This is a genomic window from Azospirillum brasilense (assembly GCF_008365405.1).
In the GTDB taxonomy this organism is placed as follows: domain Bacteria; phylum Pseudomonadota; class Alphaproteobacteria; order Azospirillales; family Azospirillaceae; genus Azospirillum; species Azospirillum brasilense_D.
In genome coordinates, this window is record NZ_QOKV01000008.1 from 41,498 (window position 1) to 61,484 (window position 19,987).

The window sequence follows — 19,987 nt, forward strand, 5'->3', positions numbered from 1 at the left end:
CGATATCGCCAACGAATGAGGCCGCCATGCTCTCCGCCTTCCTTCCCGGCCTTCTGCTGGGTCTCAGCCTGATCGTCGCCATCGGCGCGCAGAACGCCTTCGTGCTGCGCCAGGGCCTGCGCGGGGAGCATGTGCTGGCCGTCTGCGCGACCTGCGCGGTGTCGGACGCGCTGCTGATCCTGGCCGGGGTCGGCGGCTTCGCCCAGGCCGCCCAATGGCTGCCCTGGCTGGAGACGGCCACCCGCTACGCCGGGGCGGCCTTCCTGCTGGTCTACGGGCTGCGCAGCTTCCGCTCGGCTTGGCGGGCGGGCGGCGCGCTGGACCCGGCTTCGGCGGTTCCGGCGGGCCTCGGCGCGACGCTGGCGACCTGCCTGGCGCTGACTTGGCTGAACCCGCACGTCTATCTGGACACGGTGGTGCTGGTCGGGTCGGTGTCGACCCAGTTCGCCGAGGGCAAGCACGCCTTCGCGCTGGGGGCGATGACCGCGTCCCTCCTGTTCTTCTTCGCGCTGGGTTTTGGCGCGCGCCTGCTGCGGCCCGTCTTCGCCCGGCCCGGCGCGTGGCGGGCGCTCGATACCGGGATCGGCGTCGTCATGTGCGCGATCGCGGTGGGTCTGGTCGCCTGAACCGCGGATTCCCTCGGGACCGGCGTGGGGAAAATCCCCTTCCCCGCGCCGGTCCTGCCGTCAGGACGCCTTCAGCGCCTGCAGGAAGGTCTCGACCTGATGCTTCAGGCTGTCGGACTGGCCGGACAGGTCGGAGGAGGAGCGGATGACGAGGCTGGAGGCCTGCGCCGTCTCGTTCGCCGCCACGCTGACCGCCTCGATGCTGCGGGCGATCTCGTCGGTGCCGCGGGCGGCCTGGGCGACGTTGTTGGAAATCTCCTGCGTTGCCGCCGCCTGCTCCTGCACGGCCGAGGCGATGGTGGTGGAGATCTCGTTGATCGACCGGATCGTCTCGCCGATGCCCTGGATGGCGCCGATCGTCTGGTTGGTCGCCGCCTGGATGCCGGCGATCTGGGCGGAGATGTCCTCGGTTGCCTTGGCCGTCTGGTTGGCGAGGCTCTTCACCTCGCTCGCCACCACGGCGAAGCCCTTGCCCGCCTCGCCGGCCCGCGCCGCTTCGATGGTGGCGTTGAGCGCCAGCAGGTTGGTCTGGCCGGCGATGCCCTGGATCAGCTTCACCACGTCGCCGATGAGCTGCGCCGACTGGGCGAGGCTGTCGGCGGTGCCGCCGATCTGCTCGGTGCGCGACACCGCCTCGCGGGCGATGGCGACCGACCGCTCGACCTGCTGGCCGATTTCCCCGATGGATGCGGAGAGCTGCTCGGCGGCGGCCGCCACCGCCTGGACGTTGGACGCCGCCTGGGCGGTGGCGCTGGCCGCCTCCGCGCTCTGGCGGGTCGACCGTTCCGACAGGGCGCCGAGCTGGCGCGACACGCCCTGCATGTCGGTGGAGGTGCCGGACACCGCCTGCACCACGCTCTTGACCTTCGCGTCGAAGTCGGCGGCGAGGGAACCGGCGCGCTGGCGCATCTCCTCCTCCTCCTGGACGTCGATCAGCGAGCCGCAGGCGCGCAGCGCCAAGCCGGCCGCGTTGCGCCGGCAGCCGCCGATGGCGCGGAACCAGCGGTAGGAGCCGTCGCGCATCTTCACGCGGTAGCGCACGTTGAAGGGCGTGCGGCCGCTGGCGTCGGCCAGGAAGGCGCCGAAGGCGGCGAAGGTCGGGGCGCTGTCGTCCGGGTGCAGCCGGTCCGACCAGGAGGTCATCAGGTTCGGGAAATCCTGTTCGCTGTCGAAGCCGAGCAACCGGCGGAACTGCCCGGACCAGGTCCAGCGGCTCTGCGGATGCGCCGGGTCGCCGTTGTGGAACACCGCGTCCCACAGGCCGACGCCGGCGTGGTTGCCATAGAGGTCGAGCGCTTCGGTCAGCTCGGCCAGCTCAGCGCCGCGCCCGTTGCCACCGTTGGACCCACCCCGGAAAAAACTCATCAGACTCATCGCCTTGTCCCCTACCCCTCACACGAAAACCGGTGCAACCTTCAGCACAGACCCATGACTGAAACGACCGGTCTGCCTGTTCTCATGTACGGAAAATATGAGAATTTAGATTTCAATTCGGTAAAAGCTTTCTCCATGTTTCCAGAAATAGAAGGGGTGTTTGCCGTATTGTTTGTTTCATTTTCATTTTTATTTGCCTTTCTTCTTGTCTATACAACCTTTGGGTGATACCGGGTGCGCCGCGACCGGACGCCGCCGGCCCGGCCCGTTGCCATCACCGGCAGGACGACCTAAAGTCGCCACCGTCAGGGGATCAGCACCGGGAAGACACTGCACATCATGGCCGACACCCGCCCCGCCCCCCGAGTGGGGCTGTTCGTCACCTGCCTCGTCGATGTCTACCGCCCGACGGTCGGCTTCGCCGCGGTGAAGCTGCTGGAGGACGCCGGCTGCACGGTCGAGGTGCCCGCCGCCCAGACCTGCTGCGGCCAGCCCGCCTTCAACGCCGGCGACCGCGCCACCGCGCGGGATCTCGCCCGCAGCACCATTGCCGCCTTCGAGGGGTTCGACCATGTCGTCGTCCCCTCCGGCTCCTGCGCCGGGCAGATCCGCAAGCATTACCCGGAGCTTCTGGCCGACGATCCGGCCTGGGCGGCGCGCGCCCGGCATCTGTCGGCGCGCACGCACGAGCTGGTGTCCTTTCTGACCGACGTGCTGGGGGTGACGGACACCGGCGCGCGCTACGACGGCACGATCACCTACCACGACAGCTGCTCCGGCCTGCGCGAGCTGGGCATCAAGGAGCAGCCGCGCCGCCTGCTGGCCAAGGTCGAGGGGCTGACGCTGAACGAGCTTCCGGGGGCGGAGGTCTGCTGCGGCTTCGGCGGCACCTTCTGCGTCAAGTATCCGGACATCTCCAACCGCATGGTCGAGGCCAAGACCGCGGACATCACGGCGACGAAGGCCGACACGCTGCTGGCCGGCGACATGGGCTGCCTGCTGAACATGGCGGGCAAGCTGAAGCGCGAGGGCTCCGCCGTCCGCGTCCGCCATGTCGCGGAGGTGCTGGCCGGCGTCACCGACACACCCCCGATTGGCGAGCCCATAAAAAGTGGGAGGGCATAACGCCATGCAGCCGACCACCCACGCCTTCCCCGAGAACGCCCGCAAGGCGCTGAGCGACGAGCGGCTTCAGAAGGTCCTGGCCATCGCGCCCGCCGGTTTCGTCAACCGCCGCAAACAGGCCGCCGACCGCCTGCCGGAGTTCGAGGATCTCCGCGACCAGGGCCGCGACCTGAAGAACCACGTCCTGGCCAACCTCGACACCTATCTGGAGGCCTTCGAGGGCAAGGTCACCGAGCAAGGCGGCCATGTGCACTGGTGCCGCACCGACCAGGAGGCGCGCGACGCCATCCTGGGCATCTGCCGCAAGGTCGGGGCGAAGACCGTCACCAAGGGCAAGTCGATGGTCTCCGAGGAAATCGGGATCAACGATTACCTGGAAGCCAACGGCCTGACCCCCATCGAGACGGATCTCGGCGAATACATCATCCAGCTCCGCCGCGAGCCGCCCAGCCACATCATCGCCCCGGCCTTCCACCTGTCCAAGGCGGACGTGGAGGGCACCTTCCGCCAAGCCCACACCGACCTGCCGGCGGACCGCGTGCTGGACGAGCCCAAGGTGCTGATCGCCGAGGCGCGGCAGGTGCTGCGCCGCAAGTTCCAGCAGGCCGACGTCGGCATCACCGGCGCCAACATCATGGTGGCTGAGACCGGTTCGACCGTCATCGTCACCAACGAGGGCAACGGCGACCTGACGCAGATCCTGCCGCGCGTCCATGTGGTGATCGCCACCATCGACAAGGTGGTGCCGACGCTGGAGGACGCCGCCCTGGTGCTGCGCCTGCTGGCGCGCTCCGCGACGGGCCAAGAGGCGTCGGCCTACACCACCTTCTCCACCGGGCCGCGCCGCCCCGGCGACCTCGACGGGCCGGAGGAGTTCCACGTCGTGCTGCTCGACAACGGGCGGTCGGCGCTGCTCGGCACCGAGTTCCAGGACGTGCTGCGCTGCATCCGCTGCGGCGCCTGCATGAACCACTGCCCGGTCTACGGCTCGGTCGGCGGGCACGCCTACGGCTGGGTCTATCCGGGGCCGATCGGGTCGGTGATGCAACCGGCCCTGCTCGGCGTGAAGGAGGCTGGGCACCTGCCCAACGCCTCGACCTTCTGCGGGCGGTGCGAGGCGGTCTGCCCAATGCGCATCCCCCTGCCCAAGATGATGCGCCACTGGCGGGAGAAGGAGTTCGAGCAGAACCTCCAGCCCGCCGCCATGCGCCGGGGGCTGGCCCTGTGGGGCTGGTTCGCGCGGCGCCCGGCGCTCTACCACGCCGCCACCAAGATGGCGGCGCGGGCGTTGGGGGCGCTGGGCCGCGGCAGGGGGCGCTTCGCCCGCCTGCCGCTGGCCCAGGGCTGGACGAAGCACCGCGACATGCCGGCGCCGGAAGGCAGGACCTTCCAGCAGATGTGGGCCGAGAAGAAGGCAGCCGAAAAGAAAGCGGCCGAGACGAAGGGGAATCGCTGACCATGGCCGACACCGGCTCCGCCCGCGCCCAGATCCTGGGCGGCATCCGCAAGGCGCTGAATTCCGCCGAGGGCTCGGAGGAGGCGCGCCGGAGGCTCGCCACTCACCCGCGCAACCTGATCCCGGCCCGCGCCCAGCATCCCCACGATGAGCAGGTCGAGCTGTTCGCCGCCATGGCGACGGAAGTCTCGGCGACCGTGGAACTGCTGGGCGGGATGGCCGAGGTGCCGGGGGCGGTGGCCGACTATCTGGCCGGGCTGAACCTGCCCGCCGAGGTCCGCGTCGCCCCGGACGCCGCCCTGGACCCCATCCCCTGGGACCAGCGCCCGACCCTGACGGTGACCAAGGGGCGCGCCCGCGACAGCGACGGCGCGTCGCTGACCGGCGCCTTCGCCGGGGTGGCGGAAACCGGCACGCTGATGCTGCTGTCCGGAGCCGAGCGGCCGACCACGCTGAACTTCCTGCCCGACACCCACATCGTCGTGCTGCGGCGCGGCCAGATCGTCGGCACCATGGAGGACGCCTGGGACCGGCTGCGCGCCGCCGGTGGGGATGGTGGCGGAAAGGGCGCCCTGCCCCGCACCGTCAACTTCATCACCGGGCCGTCGCGGACCGGCGACATCGAGATGCGGATCGAGCTGGGCGCCCACGGGCCGCGGCGCCTTCACATTCTTCTGGTGGAGGATTGACACGGCTGAGCGTTCAAGGGTTTATCGGAGCGTTGTCCGTGCCGGAACCCCTGTTTCACCGTGTTTGATCCGCCCCACCCTTCGACCCGCGCGCCCGGACGGGCCGCGCCGAGGTCCCCGTCATGAGCCGCCGCCGCTCGGTCTCCACCGAGGAACGGCGGCTGTGGCGGATCGCCATGCGCGACGCGGAACCGATGCCGGGCCGGACCATCGAGGACCCCGATCCCCCCGCCGCCTCAGCGGGCGAGCCGGAACCGGTCGCCACCACCGCTTCCCCACCCCCCACCCTGCCGCCGCGCGGCGGTGTGCCAAAGGGCGGGCGCCCCTCGCAGCCGCCGTTGAAGGTCGGCAACCTCGACAACATCGACCGCCGCACCGCCGACCGCTTCTCGCGTGGCGAGATGGAGATCGACGGGCGCATCGACCTGCACGGAATGAGCCAGGACCAGGCCCACGGCGCCCTCTCCGGCTTCGTCCGCCGCGCTTGGCACGAGGGGCGGCGCTGCGTGCTGGTCATCACCGGCAAGGGCACCTACACCGGTGGGGCCGGCGTGCTGCGCCAGTCGGTGCCGCGCTGGCTGGCCGACGCCGCCCTGCGCCCGATGGTTCTGGCGGTGCGCCCGGCGCAGCCCCGGCACGGCGGCGAGGGGGCGCTGTACGTCCTCGTCAAGCGGCGGCGCGACCATCATCGGTAGGACGGGGCCGCGATGACACCCTTCGGCGAACGGGTCCGCGCGCTGCGCGAGGGCAAGAGCGTAACGCTCAAGCAGATGGCGGCCGACCTGCACATCTCCTCGGCCTATCTGTCGGCGCTGGAGCATGGCAAGCGCGGCCAGCCCTCCGCCCAGCTCGTCCGGCAGATCTGCGCCTATTTCGGCATCATCTGGGACGAGGCGGAGGAGTTGGAACGGCTGGCCGACCTGTCGCACCCGCGCGTGACGGTGGACACCGCCGGGCTCAACCCGAAGGCGACCGAGCTGGCGAACCGTCTGGCCGAACGCATCCACGATCTGGACGACGGAACGCTGGACCGGCTGCTGCTGCTGCTGGACGAGGCGCCGGCCCGCGGCGGCGCGGCGGTGCGGCGTCGGGCGGCTCCGCGGCGGCGGTAGAACGGCAGGGGCGAACGTCGCAACGGCCCGATTTGTCTTATGGGTTAATCAGTCGCACCTTCGGCATAGGCAGCCGGACGTTTCGCGTTCGCTTTCACCGCGCCAAATCCCTTACCATCCGATCCGGGATACCCCGAATCCAGGCTTGACCAGACGGAATTATCGTATGACCGCCGAGGTCGGGTCCATGATGCCGGGGGGCGGCGTCACGGACGCCCTGTTCCGCTCCATCTTCGACAGCGCGTCGGTCGGCATGGTCGTGGCCGCGCCGGACGGACGCATTCTGGCCGCCAATCCCACCTTCGCCCACGGTCTGGGTTACCGGCCGGCGGACATGGCCGGGCGGCATCTGGCCGACGTCACCCACCCGGAGGACTGGGCGTGGGAAAGCCTGCGCTTCGGCCGGGTGATGCGGGGCGAAGCGGCGCCGGACCCCTTCGAGAAGCGATTCCTGCGCGCCGACGGCGGGGTGATGCGCGCCGCCATGCGGCCGTCCTGCCTGCTCGGCCCCGACGGACGGGTGCAGGCGTTGGCCATGGTGATCGAGGACGTGACGACCGCCCGCGCCGCCGACGAGGAGCTTCAGCGCAGCGAGGCGCGCAACCGCGCCATCGTGGAACAGGCGGTCGAAACCATCCTGACCGTGGACGCCCGCGGCGTCATCCTGGCCGCCAACCAGGCGGCGGAACAGCTTCTCGGCTACGATCCGGATGAGCTGACCGGCCGGCACATCACCATCCTGATGCCGCCGGAGGAGGCCGCGCAGCACGGTGCCTACATGCGCCGCTACAAAGAGACGGGGGTGCGGCAGGTCATCGGCGTCGGGCGGGAGGTGACCGCCCTCCGGCGGGACGGCACCGCCATGGTCGTCTGGCTGTCCCTCTCGGAGATCGACCTGCCGGGATTCCACGTCTTCGTCGCGATGCTGCGCGACCTCAGCGCCTTCAAGGCCGCCGAGCAGGCGCTGATCGAGGCCAAGGAGGCGGCGGAGCTGGCCAACCGCGCCAAGACCGCCTTCCTCGCCAACATGAGCCACGAGCTGCGCACGCCGCTGAACGGCATCCTGGGCTTCGCCGACGTGATCCACCAGCAGATGCTGGGGTCGCTGGAAAACCCCATGTACGTCAACTTCGCGGCGGAGATCAAACGGTCGGGCGAGCTGCTTCTCGCCAACATCAACGACCTGCTGGAGATGGCCACCATCGAGGCCGGACAGGTCGGTCTGGAGGAGGCGCTCTGCGACTTCCGCGACGTGGTGGTGTCCTGCGTCCGTCTGGTCGCCAAGCGGGCGGAGCGCGGCAAGCTGCACGTCGAGGCCGACATCGCCAGCGAGTTGCCGCCCCTGCTGGCCGACCCGCGGGCGCTGAAGCAGGTGCTGCTGCATCTCCTGTCCAACGCCATCAAGTTCACGCCGGAAGGCGGGCGCGTCGGCGTGTCGGCCCGCGTGGATTCCGCGGGCGCCCTGGTGGCCGAGGTGTTCGACAGCGGCGTCGGCATCCCGGAGGACCGTCTGGAAACCGTCTTCCAGCCCTTCTTCCAGGGCGATTCCTCGCTGGCCCGCCGGTTCGAGGGGATCGGTCTTGGTCTGTCCATCGCCAAGTCGCTGGTGGAGCGGCACGGCGGCCGGCTGGAAATCCGCTCGCTGGAGGGGACCGGCACGTCGGTGGTCATCCACCTGCCGAAGGAACGCTTCCTGACGGACTGGTGAGCGGCCGCGCCTATCCCGCCCGTGAATAGGCGGCGGCCGCCGCGACCTGCGCGTCGGTCGGGCGCACCCCGGTGTAGAGCACGAACTGCTCCAGCGCCTGCAACGCGATGACCTCCGCCCCGGTGATGACGGGCTTGCCGGCGGCGCGCGCGGCGCGGATCAGCGGCGTTTCCGCGGGCATCGCCACGACGTCGAACACCCAGGCGGCGGACCCGATCAGCGCCGGGTCGAAGGCCAGCGCCTCCGCGTCGGGGCCGTTGGCCATGCCGAGCGGCGTCACGTTGACCAGCAGGCCCGGGGTGAGGCCGGTGGTATCGGCTTGCCAGCGCACGCCATACTCATCGGCCAGCCGGCGCCCCGTCACGTCGTTGCGGGCGACCACCGTGCCGTCGGCGAAGCCGGCGTCGCGCAGCGCGCACAGCACCGCCCGCGCCATTCCGCCGCTGCCCCGCAGCGCGAAGGTCAGGTCCCGCGGCACGGCGTGGCGGTCGACCAGGAGACGCACCGCCCGGTAGTCGGTGTTGTGGCCGGTCAGCCGCCCGCCGTCGTTGACGATGGTGTTGACCGACCGCAAGCCCGCCGCCGACGGGTCCAGCGCGTCGAGGAAGGGGATGCAGGCCTCCTTGAAGGGCATGGACACGCCGCAGCCGCGGATGCCCAGCGCCCGGATGCCGGCGATGGCACCGGGCAGGTCGTCGGTCGTGAAGGCCTTGTAGAGAAAGTTCAGGCCAAGCGCTTCGTACAGGTGGTTGTGGAAGCGCGTCCCGATGTTGCTGGGCCGCCCCGACAAGGAGATGCAAAGGCGCGTGTCCTTGTCGACGGCGTGCGGCATGGCGGCCCGTTTCCTTACAGGATGAACTTCGACAAATCGGCGTTCTTGGCGAGGCCGCCGACCTGGGCCCGGACGGTCTCCGCGTCGATGGTCACGGTCTGGCCGGCCTTGTCGCTGGCGGTGAAGCTGATGTCCTCCAGCAGCCGTTCCAACACGGTGTGCAGGCGCCGCGCCCCGATGTTCTCCACCGTCGCGTTGATCTCGGTGGCGAGGCGGGCCAGCTCGTCGATGGCGTCGTCGGTGAAGACGAGATCGACCTCCTCGGTCTTCAGCAGCGCCTTGTACTGCTTGATCAGGCTGGCTTCCGGCTCGGTCAGGATGCGGCGGAAATCCTCCTGCTCCAGCGCCTTCAGCTCGACGCGGATCGGCAGGCGGCCCTGCAGCTCCGGCAGCAGGTCCGACGGCTTCGACAGGTGGAAGGCGCCCGAGGCGATGAACAGGATGTGGTCGGTCTTCACCGCGCCATGCTTGGTGCTGACGGTCGTGCCCTCGATCAGCGGCAGCAGGTCGCGCTGCACGCCCTCGCGGCTGACGTCGGCGCCGCCCTTGTAGTCGGAGCGGGCGGAGATCTTGTCGATCTCGTCGAGGAAGACGATGCCGTTCTGCTCGACCGCCTGGATCGCTTCCGAAACGACCTTTTCCTGGTCGAGCAGCTTGTCCGACTCTTCCGCCATCAGAACGGTGTAGCTCTCGGCGACGGACATGCGCCGGGACCTGGTGCGCCCGCCCAGCGCCTTGCCGAAGATGTCGTTCAGGTTGAGCATGCCCATCTGGGCACCCGGCATGCCGGGGATGTCGAAGGTCGGCAGGCCGCCGGCGGTGTCGGCCACCTGGATCTCGATCTCGCGGTCGTTCAGCGTGCCCTCGCGCAGCATCTTGCGGAACTTCTGCCGCGTCTCCGGGCTGGCGTTCTCGCCGCACAGCGCGTCGACCACACGCTCCTCGGCGCGCAGCTCCGCCTTGGCGGCGACCTCCTTGCGCAGCCGCTCCTTGGTCAGGCCGATGGCGGCCTCCACCAGATCGCGGACGATCTGCTCGACGTCGCGGCCGACATAGCCGACCTCGGTGAACTTGGTCGCCTCGACCTTCAGGAAGGGCGCCTGCGCCAGCTTCGCCAAGCGGCGGGCGATCTCCGTCTTGCCGACGCCAGTCGGGCCGATCATCAGGATGTTCTTGGGCAGAACCTCCTCGCGCAGCCCCTCGGGGAGCTGCTGGCGGCGCCAGCGGTTGCGCAGCGCGATGGCGACCGCGCGCTTGGCCTCGTGCTGGCCGACGATGTAGCGGTCGAGTTCGGAGACGATCTCGCGCGGGCTGAAGGCGGCGGTGGCGGCGGCGATGCTGGGGGCGGACATGGCGTGGGACCCGGTCTGAGGGTTAGAGCTTTTCGAGCGTGACGTTCTCGTTGGTGTAGACGCAGATGCCGGCGGCGATCTTCATCGCCTTGCGGGCCACGGCCTCCGCGTCCAGACCATCGATGTCGACCAGCGCGCGCGCCGCCGACAGGGCGTAGGCGCCGCCGGAGCCGATGCCGATGAGGCCGTCCTCCGGCTCCAGCACGTCGCCGTTGCCGGTCAGGATCAGGCTGACGTTGCGGTCGGCCACGGCCATCATGGCCTCCAGCCGGCGCAGGTAGCGGTCGGTGCGCCAGTCCTTGGCCATCTCCACACAGGCGCGCAGCAGCTGGCCGGGGTGCTTCTCCAGCTTGGTCTCCAGCCGCTCGAACAGGGTCAGCGCGTCGGCGGTGGCGCCGGCGAAGCCGCCCATCACCGTGCCGCCGGCGAGCCAGCGCACCTTGCGGGCGTTCGATTTCATGACCGTCTGGCCGACGGACACCTGGCCGTCGCCGGCAATGACCACCTGCCCGTTCTTGCGGACCGAGAGGATGGTGGTGCCGTGCCACTGGATGGGATCGTGGGAAGTCATCGGGACCGTATTCGAAGAAAGAAACGCCCGTGCCCGAACGGCCCGGCGCGACACCGGCCGACATAGGCACATCGGAACACGGGTCTATGTGGGGGGACGGCGGTTCCCGTCAAGTCTGGCGTCATGGGCCGGCATCCCACGGGACGGAATTGGGCCATGGGACGGAGTTGGCCGGGGAGCGAGCTGCGTCACCTCCACCCCCAGGCGGGCCAGCGCCTCCATCACCGGGACGAAGACGGTCAGGCCGTGCGCGCCACTTGGCAGCGGGCCCGGACGGGCCACACCCAGCAGGTTGCCCGCCTCGTCCACCAGCGGGTCGCCCGGCGCCGCGTCCGGCCCGGTCAGGTCGGCCTGGAACAGCGTGGCCTCCACCCCCGGCGCCGCTTGCGGATCGGCGCGCCGGGCCGCCAGAATGCCGGATGCCGTGTCGTCGCCCCGCTCCAGGACCGCCGTCACCGGCTCGCTGACCGCCGGGTCATCAAGCCGCAGCGGCGCCGCGTGCAGCCGGGCCGGCACGCGGACCAGGGCGATCCCGCCGGACCGGTCCCTCGCCATCACCATGCCGTCCAGCGACACCCCACGGGACGGCGCGACGGTGACGGTCGCGTCCAGCCCGGCGTCGAGCGTCAGCACGAGGGACTGGCCGTCCAGCTCCCCCAACACGATCCCCCGGCCCTTGCGCTCCTCCGGCCCGACGCGCACGGTGGCGGCGGACACGCGGGCGGTGGGATCGTCGGCGTAGCCCTGGAGCGGGTCGACGATGCGCAGAATCAGGGTCGGGGGACGGGTGTCCTCCAGGACGGGAGCCGGTCCGGCGGAGGCGCCGCCGGGATCGACCGTTACAGTTTCGATTGCCACGGTTGACACCACAGACGGCCCAGTTGACACATCCGGGGCGGCACTTGACACTCCCGCCACCCCACTTGACACTACCGGGCCCGCACTTGACGCTCCCGGAGGGGTGGTTGACACTCCTCCCCGGCCACTTGACACTATGGCGGGGCCACTTGACGCTATCGCCCCGCCCCGCGACACCGCGGCGCGGAAGCCGGGGTCGGCGCCCAGCGCCTCCACCGCCGTGCCGAAGGCCTCCTCGATCAGCAGAACGTCGCCCTGCGGCACGCCGCTGTCCTTGCGGGCCACCCCCGTGGTGGTGACACGGTGGACGAGCCGCCCCGTCACGGCATCGTAGACCGCCCAGTCGACCCGCAGGCTGCCGACACCGGACACCCCCTCGCCGCCGCCCGTCAGCCAGCTCCGGCGGCGGCACAGGTCGCTGTTCACCGCGCGCAGGTCGCCGCGCAGGACGAAGCGGGCGCGCTTGCGGTCGAATTCCGCTTCGTAGTCGCTTCCCTGAACGCCCGCCACGTCGTAGCCGGCGTCGGCCAGAACCTCGGCGAAGCGCTCCTGAAAGGTGGAGTTCTCGTGCAGGCTGCGCCCGCTGGTCCAATAGACGTCCTCATAGGGCGGCCAGCACTCCAGCGCCCAGACATAGCGCCCCGTCACCATGCCCCGCCGCATCGAGCCCAGCGACAGGCCGTCGAAGCGGACCGGCTCCGTCGAACCGCGGGCGACGGGCGGGGATTTGCGGGTCTGCGGCAGCTCCCCGCCCATGCAGGCGGCCAGCCCCAGCAGGGCGGCGAGGGACAGGAAAAGGCGTTCGGGCGTCGGCATGTCGGGGGACATATCCCATTATGCGCGTTGTGCGTGCATACAGACATGCACACACACGCATTATGTGGCATCTCGACCGACGGTCATAGGCGTTTTCGGAGGCGGCACCTCTGGCGCGCCCGCGCGCTTCCTGATAAAACCCGGACTCATGGACCAGAGCCTTGCCAATGGCGTCCGCCGCGCCTCGATCGAGCGGAACACCACCGAAACCCGGATCCGGGTCGCCGTGAATCTGGACGGCACCGGCGTCTATGACGTGAAGACCGGCGTCGGCTTCCTCGACCACATGCTGGAGCAGCTGTCGCGCCACAGCCTGATGGACCTGTCGGTGGCGGCGGAGGGCGACCTGCACATCGACGCCCACCACACGACCGAGGACAGCGGCATCGCCATCGGCCAGGCGGTGGCGAAGGCGCTGGGCGACCGCAAGGGCATCCAGCGCTACGGCCACGCCTACATCCCGATGGACGAGACGCTGACCCGCGTCGCGCTGGACTTCTCCAACCGGCCCTACCTGATCTGGAAGGTGTCCTTCAGCCGCGACAAGATCGGCGACATGGACACCGAGCTGTTCCGCGAGTGGTTCCAGGCCTTCGCCATGGCCGCGGGCGTGACGCTGCACGTCGAATGCCTCTATGGCGAGAACAACCACCACATCGTGGAAAGCTGCTACAAGGCGCTTGCCCGCGCGCTGCGGGCCGGGATCGACATCGACCCGCGCAAGCGCGACGCCGTGCCCTCCACCAAGGGGACGCTGGGCGGCTCCCTCTAAAAAAACCGGCGGCTCCGACAAGGCCGGCGCTCTGTCACAAGGTCCTCGTTTCATGGAAACCGTTGCGCTGATCGATTACGGCTCCGGCAACCTGCGTTCCGCCGCCAAGGCTCTGGAGCGCGCGGCGGCGGAGTGCCATGCCTCCTTCCAGGTCCTGGTGACCTCCGACGCCGACGCCGTGCGCAAGGCCGACCGCGTCGTCCTGCCGGGCGTCGGCGCCTTCGCCGACTGCAAGCGCGGCCTGTCGGAGGTTCCCGGCATGCTCGACGCGCTGGAGGAGGTGGTGCACGGCAAGGGCCGCCCGTTCCTGGGCATCTGCGTCGGCATGCAGCTGATGGCGGAGCGCGGGCGCGAATACGGCGTGACCGAGGGGCTGGGCTGGATCAAGGGCGAGGTTGTGAAGCTGGAGCCCGCCGATCCCACCCTGAAGATCCCGCACATGGGCTGGAACGAGCTGGACATCCGCCGGGAGCATCCGGTGCTGGCCGGCCTGCCGGAGCGGGCGCACGCCTATTTCGTCCACTCCTACCGCTTCGCCGTGGAGCGGCCGGAGGATGTGATCGCCAGTGCCGATTACGGCGGCCCCTTCGCCGCGGTGGTCGGGCGCGACAATCTGGTCGGCACCCAGTTCCACCCGGAAAAGAGCCAGGAGACCGGCCTCGCCCTGGTCGCCAACTTCCTGACCTGGCGGGTCTGACGATGACCGACGTCACGGTCGAACGCATCGACGCGCTGAAGACGGGCGACCTGCACGACCTGTGCGACGCCGCCGACGACGCCGTCAAGGCCGGCGGCGGCTTCGGCTGGGTGGCGCCGCCCGCCCGCGAGATCATGGAACGCTACTGGAAGGGCGTTCTGGTGGTGCCGGAACGCATCCTGTTCGTCGGCCGGCTGGACGGCGTCATCGCCGGCTCCGCCCAGCTCGTGAAGCCGGCCCGCAACAACGAGGCGCAGGCCCACGCCGCCACCCTGACCACCAGCTTCGTCGCCCCCTGGGCGCGCGGCCACGGCCTCGCCCGCCGCCTGACCGTGGCGGTCGAGGAGGAGGCGCGGGCGTCCGGCTTCCGCGTGCTGAACCTCGACGTGCGCGAAACCCAGAGCGCGGCGATCACGCTGTACGAGGATCTGGGCTTCAAACGCTGGGGCACGCATCCCTTCTATGCGCTGGTGGACGGCAAAAGGCTGGCCGGACATTTCTATGTGAAAGACCTCACCCCCGACACGCTTCACGACACGCCATAGGACGAGACACCGCGATGATCATCTATCCCGCCATCGACCTCAAAGACGGTGCCTGCGTTCGGCTGCTGCGCGGCGAGATGAGCCAGGCGACCGTCTTCAACACCGAACCCGCCGACCAGGCCCGCCTGTTCGAAAGCCAGGGCTTCGAATGGCTGCATCTGGTCGATCTGAACGGCGCCTTCGAGGGCAAGCCGGTCAACGGCCGGGCGGTCGAGAGCATCCTGGGCGCCGTGACCATCCCGGTGCAGCTGGGCGGCGGCATCCGCGACCTGAAGACCATCGCCCTGTGGCTGGAGAAGGGCGTCAGCCGCGTCATCCTGGGCACCGTCGCCCTGCGCGAGCCGGAGCTGGTCCGTGAAGCCTGCCGGGAGTTCCCCGGCAAGGTCGCCGTGGGCATCGACGCGCGCGAGGGTTACGTGGCCGTTGCCGGCTGGGCCGAGACCTCGACCATCAAGGCGCTGGATCTGGCGCTGAAGTTCGAGGACAGCGGCGTGGCCGCGATCATCTACACCGACATCAACCGCGACGGCGCCATGGGCGGCGTGAACGTCGAGGCGACGTCCGACCTCGCCTTCCACCTGACCACCCCGGTGATCGCGTCGGGCGGCGTCTCCTCCATCGACGACCTGATCGCGTTGAAGAAGGAGGAGGACACCGGCATCCAGGGCGTCATCTGCGGCCGCGCGCTGTACGACGGGCGCATCGACCCGAAGACGGCGCTCGACCTGCTCTCATCCGTTTCCGTTTCTGGCGCCCCCGTCACCGGAAAGGCCGGCTGATGCTCAAGATGCGCGTCATCCCCTGCCTGGACGTCAAGGACGGGCGGGTCGTCAAGGGGGTCAACTTCGTCGATCTGATCGACGCCGGCGACCCCGTGGAGCAGGCCCGCGTCTATGACCGGGAGGGGGCGGACGAGCTGACCTTCCTCGACATCACGGCCAGCCACGAGAACCGCGACACCATCTACGACGTGGTGCGCCGCACCGCCGAGCAGGTGTTCATGCCGCTGACCGTCGGCGGCGGCGTGCGCACGGTCGAGGACATCCGCAAGCTGCTGCTGGCCGGCGCCGACAAGGTGTCGATCAACACCGCGGCCATCCACCGTCCGGAGTTCGTGCAGGAGGCGGCGGAGAAGTTCGGCGCCCAGTGCATCGTCGTCGCCATCGACGCCAAGCAGGTCGAGCCGGGCCGCTGGGAGATCTTCACCCACGGCGGGCGCAAGGCCACCGGCATTGACGCCATCGAGTGGGCCAAGCGCATGGAGTCCTATGGCGCGGGCGAGATCCTGCTGACCTCGATGGACCGCGACGGCACCAAGAGCGGCTTCGACCTCGCCTTGACCCGCAAGGTGGCCGATGGGCTGCGCATCCCGGTCATCGCGTCGGGCGGCGTCGGCACGCTGGACCATCTGGTGGAGGGCATCCGCGAGGGCCACGCCACGGCGGTTCTGGCGGCCTCCATCTTCCATTTCGGCACCTACACCATCGGGCAGGCCAAGGCGGCGCTGGCCGAAGCCGGCATTCCGGTGCGCCCGGCCCGGCCCGTGTCCTCCGCGGCGGAGGCGGCCCATGTCTGACGACAAGAAGGCCGTCAACGCCAAGGTTCTGGACCGGCTCTACGCCACCGTCCAGGCGCGCAAGGGCGCCGATCCGGAGACCTCCTACACCGCCAAGCTGTTCCACCGCGGCACCGCCAAGATCGCCCAGAAGGTCGGCGAGGAGGCGGTGGAGACGGTCATCGAGGCGGTGCGCGGCGACAAGGCGGCCATGGCCTCGGAATCGGCGGACCTGCTCTATCACCTGATGGTGCTGTGGGCCGACGCCGGGCTGGAGCCCGCCGAGGTCTGGGAGAAGCTGGCCCAGCGCGAGGGCACCAGCGGCATCGCCGAGAAGAAGGCACGCAAAGCTTAAATCGATAAAGGCGGAAGGGGAAACGACGCGATGGCCAAGACCTACGATCCGAACAACGTCTTCGCCCGCATCCTGCGCGGCGAAATCCCGTGCAAGAAGGTCCTGGAGACCGAGCACGCGCTGGCCTTCCACGACATCAACCCACAGGCCCCGACGCACATCCTGGTGATCCCGAAGGGCGCCTACGTCGACATGGACGATTTCAGCGCCCGCGCGACGGAGGCGGAGATCGCCGGCCTGTTCCGCGCGGTCGGCGAGGTTGCCCGCGGCGCCGGCGCCGCCGAGCCCGGTTACCGAATCCTGTCCAACTGCGGCGAGGACGCGAACCAGGAGGTTCCGCACCTGCACATCCACGTCTTTGCCGGCCGCCGCCTCGGCCCGATGATCATCAAGGGATAATAGCCAAGGGGTAATGGAAAAGGGATCGCTCTCCGATCCCGCCCGCTGATCCACGTGAAACATTGGGGCGCCGAGGGAAACCTTCGGCGCCCCATTGGTTTTCTTCACCCCTGTTCGCCGGTCCGATGCTTTGCAAGGGTATCGGTTCCGCTCAGGGAGCGATGCGCCAATCCTTGGATATGTAGGTGTAGGGCGGCTGGATGTAGTGGAACACGCCGCCGGTCTTCACATGCGGGCTGAGCAGGCGGGTCAGGTTCAAGCCAATGCCGAGATAGAAGTATTGGCTTCGATCGTCGCGGCTGGGGTTGGTGCTGTAATCCTCGTAGCCCCGCGCGTAGAAGCCGACATGGAACTCCAGATGCCGCAGCAGGGGGTCCTGGATGGCGTCGAATCCATCCGCCTTCACCGCGAGCAGATATTTCAGCCGTCTGTAGTCGGTGAAGACGTCCGCTTGATATTTGTCGCCGCCGGAGAACGGGTTGTACTCGACCCTGAAATCAACCTTGCGGGCCAATTCCGGGTTGTCCCACAGGATGTAGCCGGCCACGGCTCCGACGGTGTTGAACAGCATGTCCTGATAGGAGAATCCGTAGTCGTCGCTGAAGGCGTCACCGACCTCCACCAAGCCCATGATGCCCAGCGACGACAGCGCGCCGTACCGGGCGGAGTCCGTCTGGGTGAAGCCCCAACTCTGATATTGGCGGGCCAGCAGATGGCTGATCGCGTAACCGGTCCAGGCATGGCCGATCTTGTCGGCACCGCCTTCGGTCGTGCTGCGGCCGAACCAACCCTCATCCTGAAAGCGAGGGCCGCCGGTGCCCCAATCCCAGGACCATACGCCCCACCCCAGGGCCAATATGCCGGTGCCGACGTTGAGGGCGAGCGCCTTGTCCTCCTTGCTCCATCCCTGGTCTTCCATCATGGAGGCGGAGGCGGGTCTGCCGGGCAGGAGCAACGCGGCGGCCAGGAACCCCGCGAACACCTGCCTGGTCACTCGGGCCGCCATCGCTCGGGCCAGGAGCATCATGCGGGATGAGCCCTCCTTCCGGTGGACACGTCCCGGCATGATGACGCTCAGGCCCCCGCTCCGCCCGGGTTCTTCCGGATGTTGGACGTCCGGTTAGGACGCCGGCGCGACGGTCTTCGGCAGAAGGACGTAGTATTCGCCGGCGCTCTTCATCACGCCGGCCTTTTCCTCCGCCTCCGGCCCATGGCCCCAGAAGACGTCGCCGCGAACCGGGCCGCGGATGGCCCCGCCGGTGTCCTGGGCGATCAGCAGGCGGCGCAGCCGGGTTTGGGCGTCCAGAGGGTCCTCGGCGTCCAGCCAGACCGGCACGCCGTAGGGCAGGAACTTGGAATCGACGGCGAGGCTGCGCCCCGGCGTCAGGGCGACGTTCTGGGCGCCGTTCGGCCCCTCCCCCTTCAGCTCCTGGAAGAAGACGTAGGAAGGGTTCTTGTTCATCAGCGCCGCCGCCTCGCCGGGGTTGGCTTGGAGCCAGGCGCGGATGGTCTGGAGCGACACCTCCTCGCGTTTCAGGGCGCCGCGGTCGATCAGCTCCCGCCCGATGGCAACGTATTTGTGGCCGTTCTGGGCGGCGTAGCCGACGCGCGTCTCGCTCCCGTCGGGGAAGCTGACGCGGCCCGATCCCTGGATGTGCAGGAAGAAGGTGGCGATGGGGTCCTGAAGCCAGACCAGCTCCAGCCCTTTCCCGCCCAATGCCCCGGCCTCGATGGCGGCGCGGTCCTCGAAGGGCTTCAACCGGCCCGCCGTCACCCGGCCGGCGATGCGCTCACCCCGCCAGCGATCGGCGAATTCGCCGAGATCGACCATCACCAGATCGGCCGGGCGCTTGTAGAGCGGCACCGGGAAGGCCGGGTCCGGCATCCGGCTGCCCTTCAGCTCCACCTCGTAATAGCCGGTGAAAAGGCCGCGCCGCTCGGCGTTGTTGGCCGCGGCGTAGGGGGTGAACCACGTCTCGAAGTAGGCGCGGGCCGCCGCGTCGTCGCCGGGCGGCAGCTTGGCAAGCTCGGCGCAGGGGGCTTGCCAGTCCGCCGCCTTGCCACCGACCCCGTCCGGTCCGATGGAGCGGTCGGCGGCCAGCGCCTTGACCTTCGCGCAGGAGCGCTGGAAGGCCGGGACGGCCTCCGCCACGCGGTCGGCGCTCCAGCCGGGCAGCGCCGTGAAGGCGACCGGGGTGAGGACCAGCTTTTCGGGCGGCGGGGGCGGCGGCGCCTTGGCCTCCTCCTCCTTCCGCTCGCAGCCAACGAGAAACGCCGCGGCAAGGACTGCCGCGGCGCTGAGACGAACAACCGGATGAGAGAGCATCAGAACCGATCGGTCATTGGGGGGTGCGGGTTTCGACGAGCGCCCAGTTCGGGTCGCCGGCGCGGGTGTTGCGGGCGAAGGTCCAGACGTCCACGGCCTCGACCACGGCGTTGGGATCGCCGTCCACCACGGCACCGGCGCTGTTGCGCACGACGTTCATCTGCTCCGACACGAACTTCACGGTGACCAGCGCGGTGCGGCCGTCCATGCGGGCCTCCACCACGTCGGCATCGGTGATCGTCTCGATGCGGGTCTCCAGCGTCTCGCCGGCCGACTGGCGCTCGCGCACCGCGCGGGCGAAGTTGTCGTAGACCTCGTCCGAGAGCAGCGGGCGCAGGGTGGCCGTGTCGCCCTTGGCGAAGGCCTCCACGATCATCTGGAAGGCGCCGCGGGCGCCCTGCAGGAAATACTTCTCGTCGAAGCTGGGGTCGGCGGCCTTGATCTGCTCCAGCGCGGTGGCCAGCGACACCGGCTCGTCGGGCGACGGGGCGACGTTCGGCAGGGGCCGCTCGCGGTTCGGCATCGCCACCACGTTGTCGGGCTGGTTGTTGGGGCGGGCCGTGAAGGGGTTCGGCCGCTGACGTTCCTCACCGGTGCGGCGGCCGAGCACGCTGCGCAGCCGGTACACGAGAAACGCCGCGATCATCGCGAAGATCAGGATCTCGACGAACACAAACCCATCTCCCATCATCCATCCTTCCGGGTGACTGAAGGCCGGCCCCGAAATCACCGGCCCCGCTTGATCCACTACTGGACCCTCCGGCGGGTGAGCATTAAGTGTACCGGAACGGTGCCGGGACCAAGTCCCAGCTCGCTCTC

General features: G+C 69.4%; 23 protein-coding genes. 15 read left to right on the top strand and 8 right to left on the bottom strand.

Annotated features, from left to right (window positions below; genetic code table 11):
- Nucleotides 1-26 precede the first annotated feature (26 nt).
- Nucleotides 27-626 (top strand): LysE/ArgO family amino acid transporter, encoded by a 600-nt coding sequence (locus tag DS837_RS14315; RefSeq protein ID WP_149165375.1) that lies wholly within the window; start codon nt 27-29, stop codon nt 624-626.
- A 60-nt stretch (nt 627-686) separates the two neighbouring features.
- On the opposite strand, the gene DS837_RS14320 is transcribed toward DS837_RS14315, so the two are convergent.
- Entirely contained in the window at nt 687-1,991 is a 1,305-nt protein-coding gene (locus tag DS837_RS14320) for a methyl-accepting chemotaxis protein (RefSeq protein WP_170295861.1), read from the bottom strand.
- A gap of 63 nt (nt 1,992-2,054) precedes the next feature.
- Here DS837_RS14320 and DS837_RS32075 point away from each other — a divergent pair, with 63 nt between their 5' ends.
- The 7 genes from DS837_RS32075 to DS837_RS14350 all read left to right on the top strand — a co-directional run bounded on the left by DS837_RS32075 (nt 2,055) and on the right by DS837_RS14350 (nt 8,090).
- Nucleotides 2,055-2,228: a hypothetical protein gene (locus DS837_RS32075; RefSeq protein ID WP_170295862.1), complete on the top strand. Its 174-nt coding sequence runs from the start codon at nt 2,055-2,057 to the stop codon at nt 2,226-2,228.
- A 111-nt stretch (nt 2,229-2,339) separates the two neighbouring features.
- Nucleotides 2,340-3,125, top strand: coding sequence for a (Fe-S)-binding protein (locus DS837_RS14325; protein ID WP_149165377.1), 786 nt, complete (start codon nt 2,340-2,342; stop codon nt 3,123-3,125).
- Between the two features lie 4 nt (nt 3,126-3,129).
- A complete protein-coding gene (locus DS837_RS14330; RefSeq protein ID WP_149165378.1) occupies nt 3,130-4,581 on the top strand; it encodes a LutB/LldF family L-lactate oxidation iron-sulfur protein in 1,452 nt (483 codons plus the stop codon).
- Nucleotides 4,582-4,583: 2 nt separating this feature from the next.
- Nucleotides 4,584-5,270, top strand: a complete 687-nt coding sequence (locus DS837_RS14335; protein WP_149165379.1) for a LutC/YkgG family protein — start codon at nt 4,584-4,586, stop codon at nt 5,268-5,270.
- 122 nt (nt 5,271-5,392) lie between these two features.
- A complete protein-coding gene (locus tag DS837_RS14340; RefSeq protein WP_149165380.1) occupies nt 5,393-5,965 on the top strand; it encodes a Smr/MutS family protein in 573 nt (190 codons plus the stop codon).
- 12 nt (nt 5,966-5,977) lie between these two features.
- The gene (locus DS837_RS14345) at nt 5,978-6,382 is read left to right on the top strand and encodes a helix-turn-helix domain-containing protein (protein WP_137103761.1); all 405 of its coding nucleotides are present in this window, start codon (nt 5,978-5,980) and stop codon (nt 6,380-6,382) included.
- Nucleotides 6,383-6,548: 166 nt separating this feature from the next.
- A complete protein-coding gene (locus DS837_RS14350; RefSeq protein ID WP_149165381.1) occupies nt 6,549-8,090 on the top strand; it encodes a PAS domain S-box protein in 1,542 nt (513 codons plus the stop codon).
- A 10-nt stretch (nt 8,091-8,100) separates the two neighbouring features.
- On the opposite strand, the gene DS837_RS14355 is transcribed toward DS837_RS14350, so the two are convergent.
- The 4 genes from DS837_RS14355 to DS837_RS14370 form a co-directional block, all read right to left on the bottom strand.
- Nucleotides 8,101-8,922: a shikimate 5-dehydrogenase gene (locus tag DS837_RS14355; protein WP_149165382.1), complete on the bottom strand. Its 822-nt coding sequence runs from the start codon at nt 8,920-8,922 to the stop codon at nt 8,101-8,103.
- Nucleotides 8,923-8,936: 14 nt separating this feature from the next.
- The gene (gene hslU, locus DS837_RS14360) at nt 8,937-10,274 is read right to left on the bottom strand and encodes an ATP-dependent protease ATPase subunit HslU (protein WP_149165383.1); all 1,338 of its coding nucleotides are present in this window, start codon (nt 10,272-10,274) and stop codon (nt 8,937-8,939) included.
- 22 nt (nt 10,275-10,296) lie between these two features.
- Nucleotides 10,297-10,845: an ATP-dependent protease subunit HslV gene (hslV, locus tag DS837_RS14365; protein ID WP_094301402.1), complete on the bottom strand. Its 549-nt coding sequence runs from the start codon at nt 10,843-10,845 to the stop codon at nt 10,297-10,299.
- Between the two features lie 84 nt (nt 10,846-10,929).
- The gene (locus DS837_RS14370; RefSeq protein ID WP_149165384.1) at nt 10,930-12,519 is read right to left on the bottom strand and encodes a trypsin-like peptidase domain-containing protein; all 1,590 of its coding nucleotides are present in this window, start codon (nt 12,517-12,519) and stop codon (nt 10,930-10,932) included.
- Nucleotides 12,520-12,667: 148 nt separating this feature from the next.
- Between DS837_RS14370 and hisB the strand changes: the two genes are divergently transcribed.
- From hisB to DS837_RS14405, 7 genes are read left to right on the top strand one after another with little or no spacing between them, the layout of a single operon-like run.
- Complete coding sequence (gene hisB / locus DS837_RS14375; RefSeq protein WP_149165385.1) at nt 12,668-13,291, top strand: imidazoleglycerol-phosphate dehydratase HisB; 624 nt, start codon at nt 12,668-12,670, stop codon at nt 13,289-13,291.
- Nucleotides 13,292-13,343: 52 nt separating this feature from the next.
- Nucleotides 13,344-13,988: an imidazole glycerol phosphate synthase subunit HisH gene (gene hisH / locus DS837_RS14380; RefSeq protein ID WP_149165386.1), complete on the top strand. Its 645-nt coding sequence runs from the start codon at nt 13,344-13,346 to the stop codon at nt 13,986-13,988.
- Between the two features lie 2 nt (nt 13,989-13,990).
- Complete coding sequence (locus tag DS837_RS14385; protein WP_149165387.1) at nt 13,991-14,533, top strand: GNAT family N-acetyltransferase; 543 nt, start codon at nt 13,991-13,993, stop codon at nt 14,531-14,533.
- A gap of 14 nt (nt 14,534-14,547) precedes the next feature.
- Nucleotides 14,548-15,312, top strand: coding sequence for a 1-(5-phosphoribosyl)-5-[(5-phosphoribosylamino)methylideneamino]imidazole-4-carboxamide isomerase (gene hisA / locus DS837_RS14390; RefSeq protein ID WP_149165388.1), 765 nt, complete (start codon nt 14,548-14,550; stop codon nt 15,310-15,312).
- Nucleotides 15,312-16,109: an imidazole glycerol phosphate synthase subunit HisF gene (gene hisF, locus DS837_RS14395; protein WP_149165389.1), complete on the top strand. Its 798-nt coding sequence runs from the start codon at nt 15,312-15,314 to the stop codon at nt 16,107-16,109. The genes hisA and hisF overlap by 1 nt, the downstream gene beginning before the upstream one ends.
- The gene (locus DS837_RS14400) at nt 16,102-16,443 is read left to right on the top strand and encodes a phosphoribosyl-ATP diphosphatase (RefSeq protein WP_149165390.1); all 342 of its coding nucleotides are present in this window, start codon (nt 16,102-16,104) and stop codon (nt 16,441-16,443) included. Before hisF ends, DS837_RS14400 begins: the two co-directional genes overlap by 8 nt.
- A 30-nt stretch (nt 16,444-16,473) precedes the next feature.
- Nucleotides 16,474-16,842: a histidine triad nucleotide-binding protein gene (locus DS837_RS14405; protein WP_149165391.1), complete on the top strand. Its 369-nt coding sequence runs from the start codon at nt 16,474-16,476 to the stop codon at nt 16,840-16,842.
- Nucleotides 16,843-16,993: 151 nt separating this feature from the next.
- On the opposite strand, the gene DS837_RS14410 is transcribed toward DS837_RS14405, so the two are convergent.
- The 3 genes from DS837_RS14410 to DS837_RS14420 all read right to left on the bottom strand — a co-directional run bounded on the left by DS837_RS14410 (nt 16,994) and on the right by DS837_RS14420 (nt 19,856).
- On the bottom strand, nt 16,994-17,869 hold the full coding sequence (locus DS837_RS14410) for a DUF2279 domain-containing protein (protein WP_170295863.1): 876 nt from the start codon (nt 17,867-17,869) through the stop codon (nt 16,994-16,996).
- A gap of 93 nt (nt 17,870-17,962) precedes the next feature.
- Nucleotides 17,963-19,168: a murein transglycosylase A gene (gene mltA, locus DS837_RS14415; protein ID WP_149165393.1), complete on the bottom strand. Its 1,206-nt coding sequence runs from the start codon at nt 19,166-19,168 to the stop codon at nt 17,963-17,965.
- 13 nt (nt 19,169-19,181) lie between these two features.
- Entirely contained in the window at nt 19,182-19,856 is a 675-nt protein-coding gene (locus DS837_RS14420; protein WP_170295868.1) for a Tim44/TimA family putative adaptor protein, read from the bottom strand.
- Between the last annotated feature and the right edge of the window lie 131 nt (nt 19,857-19,987).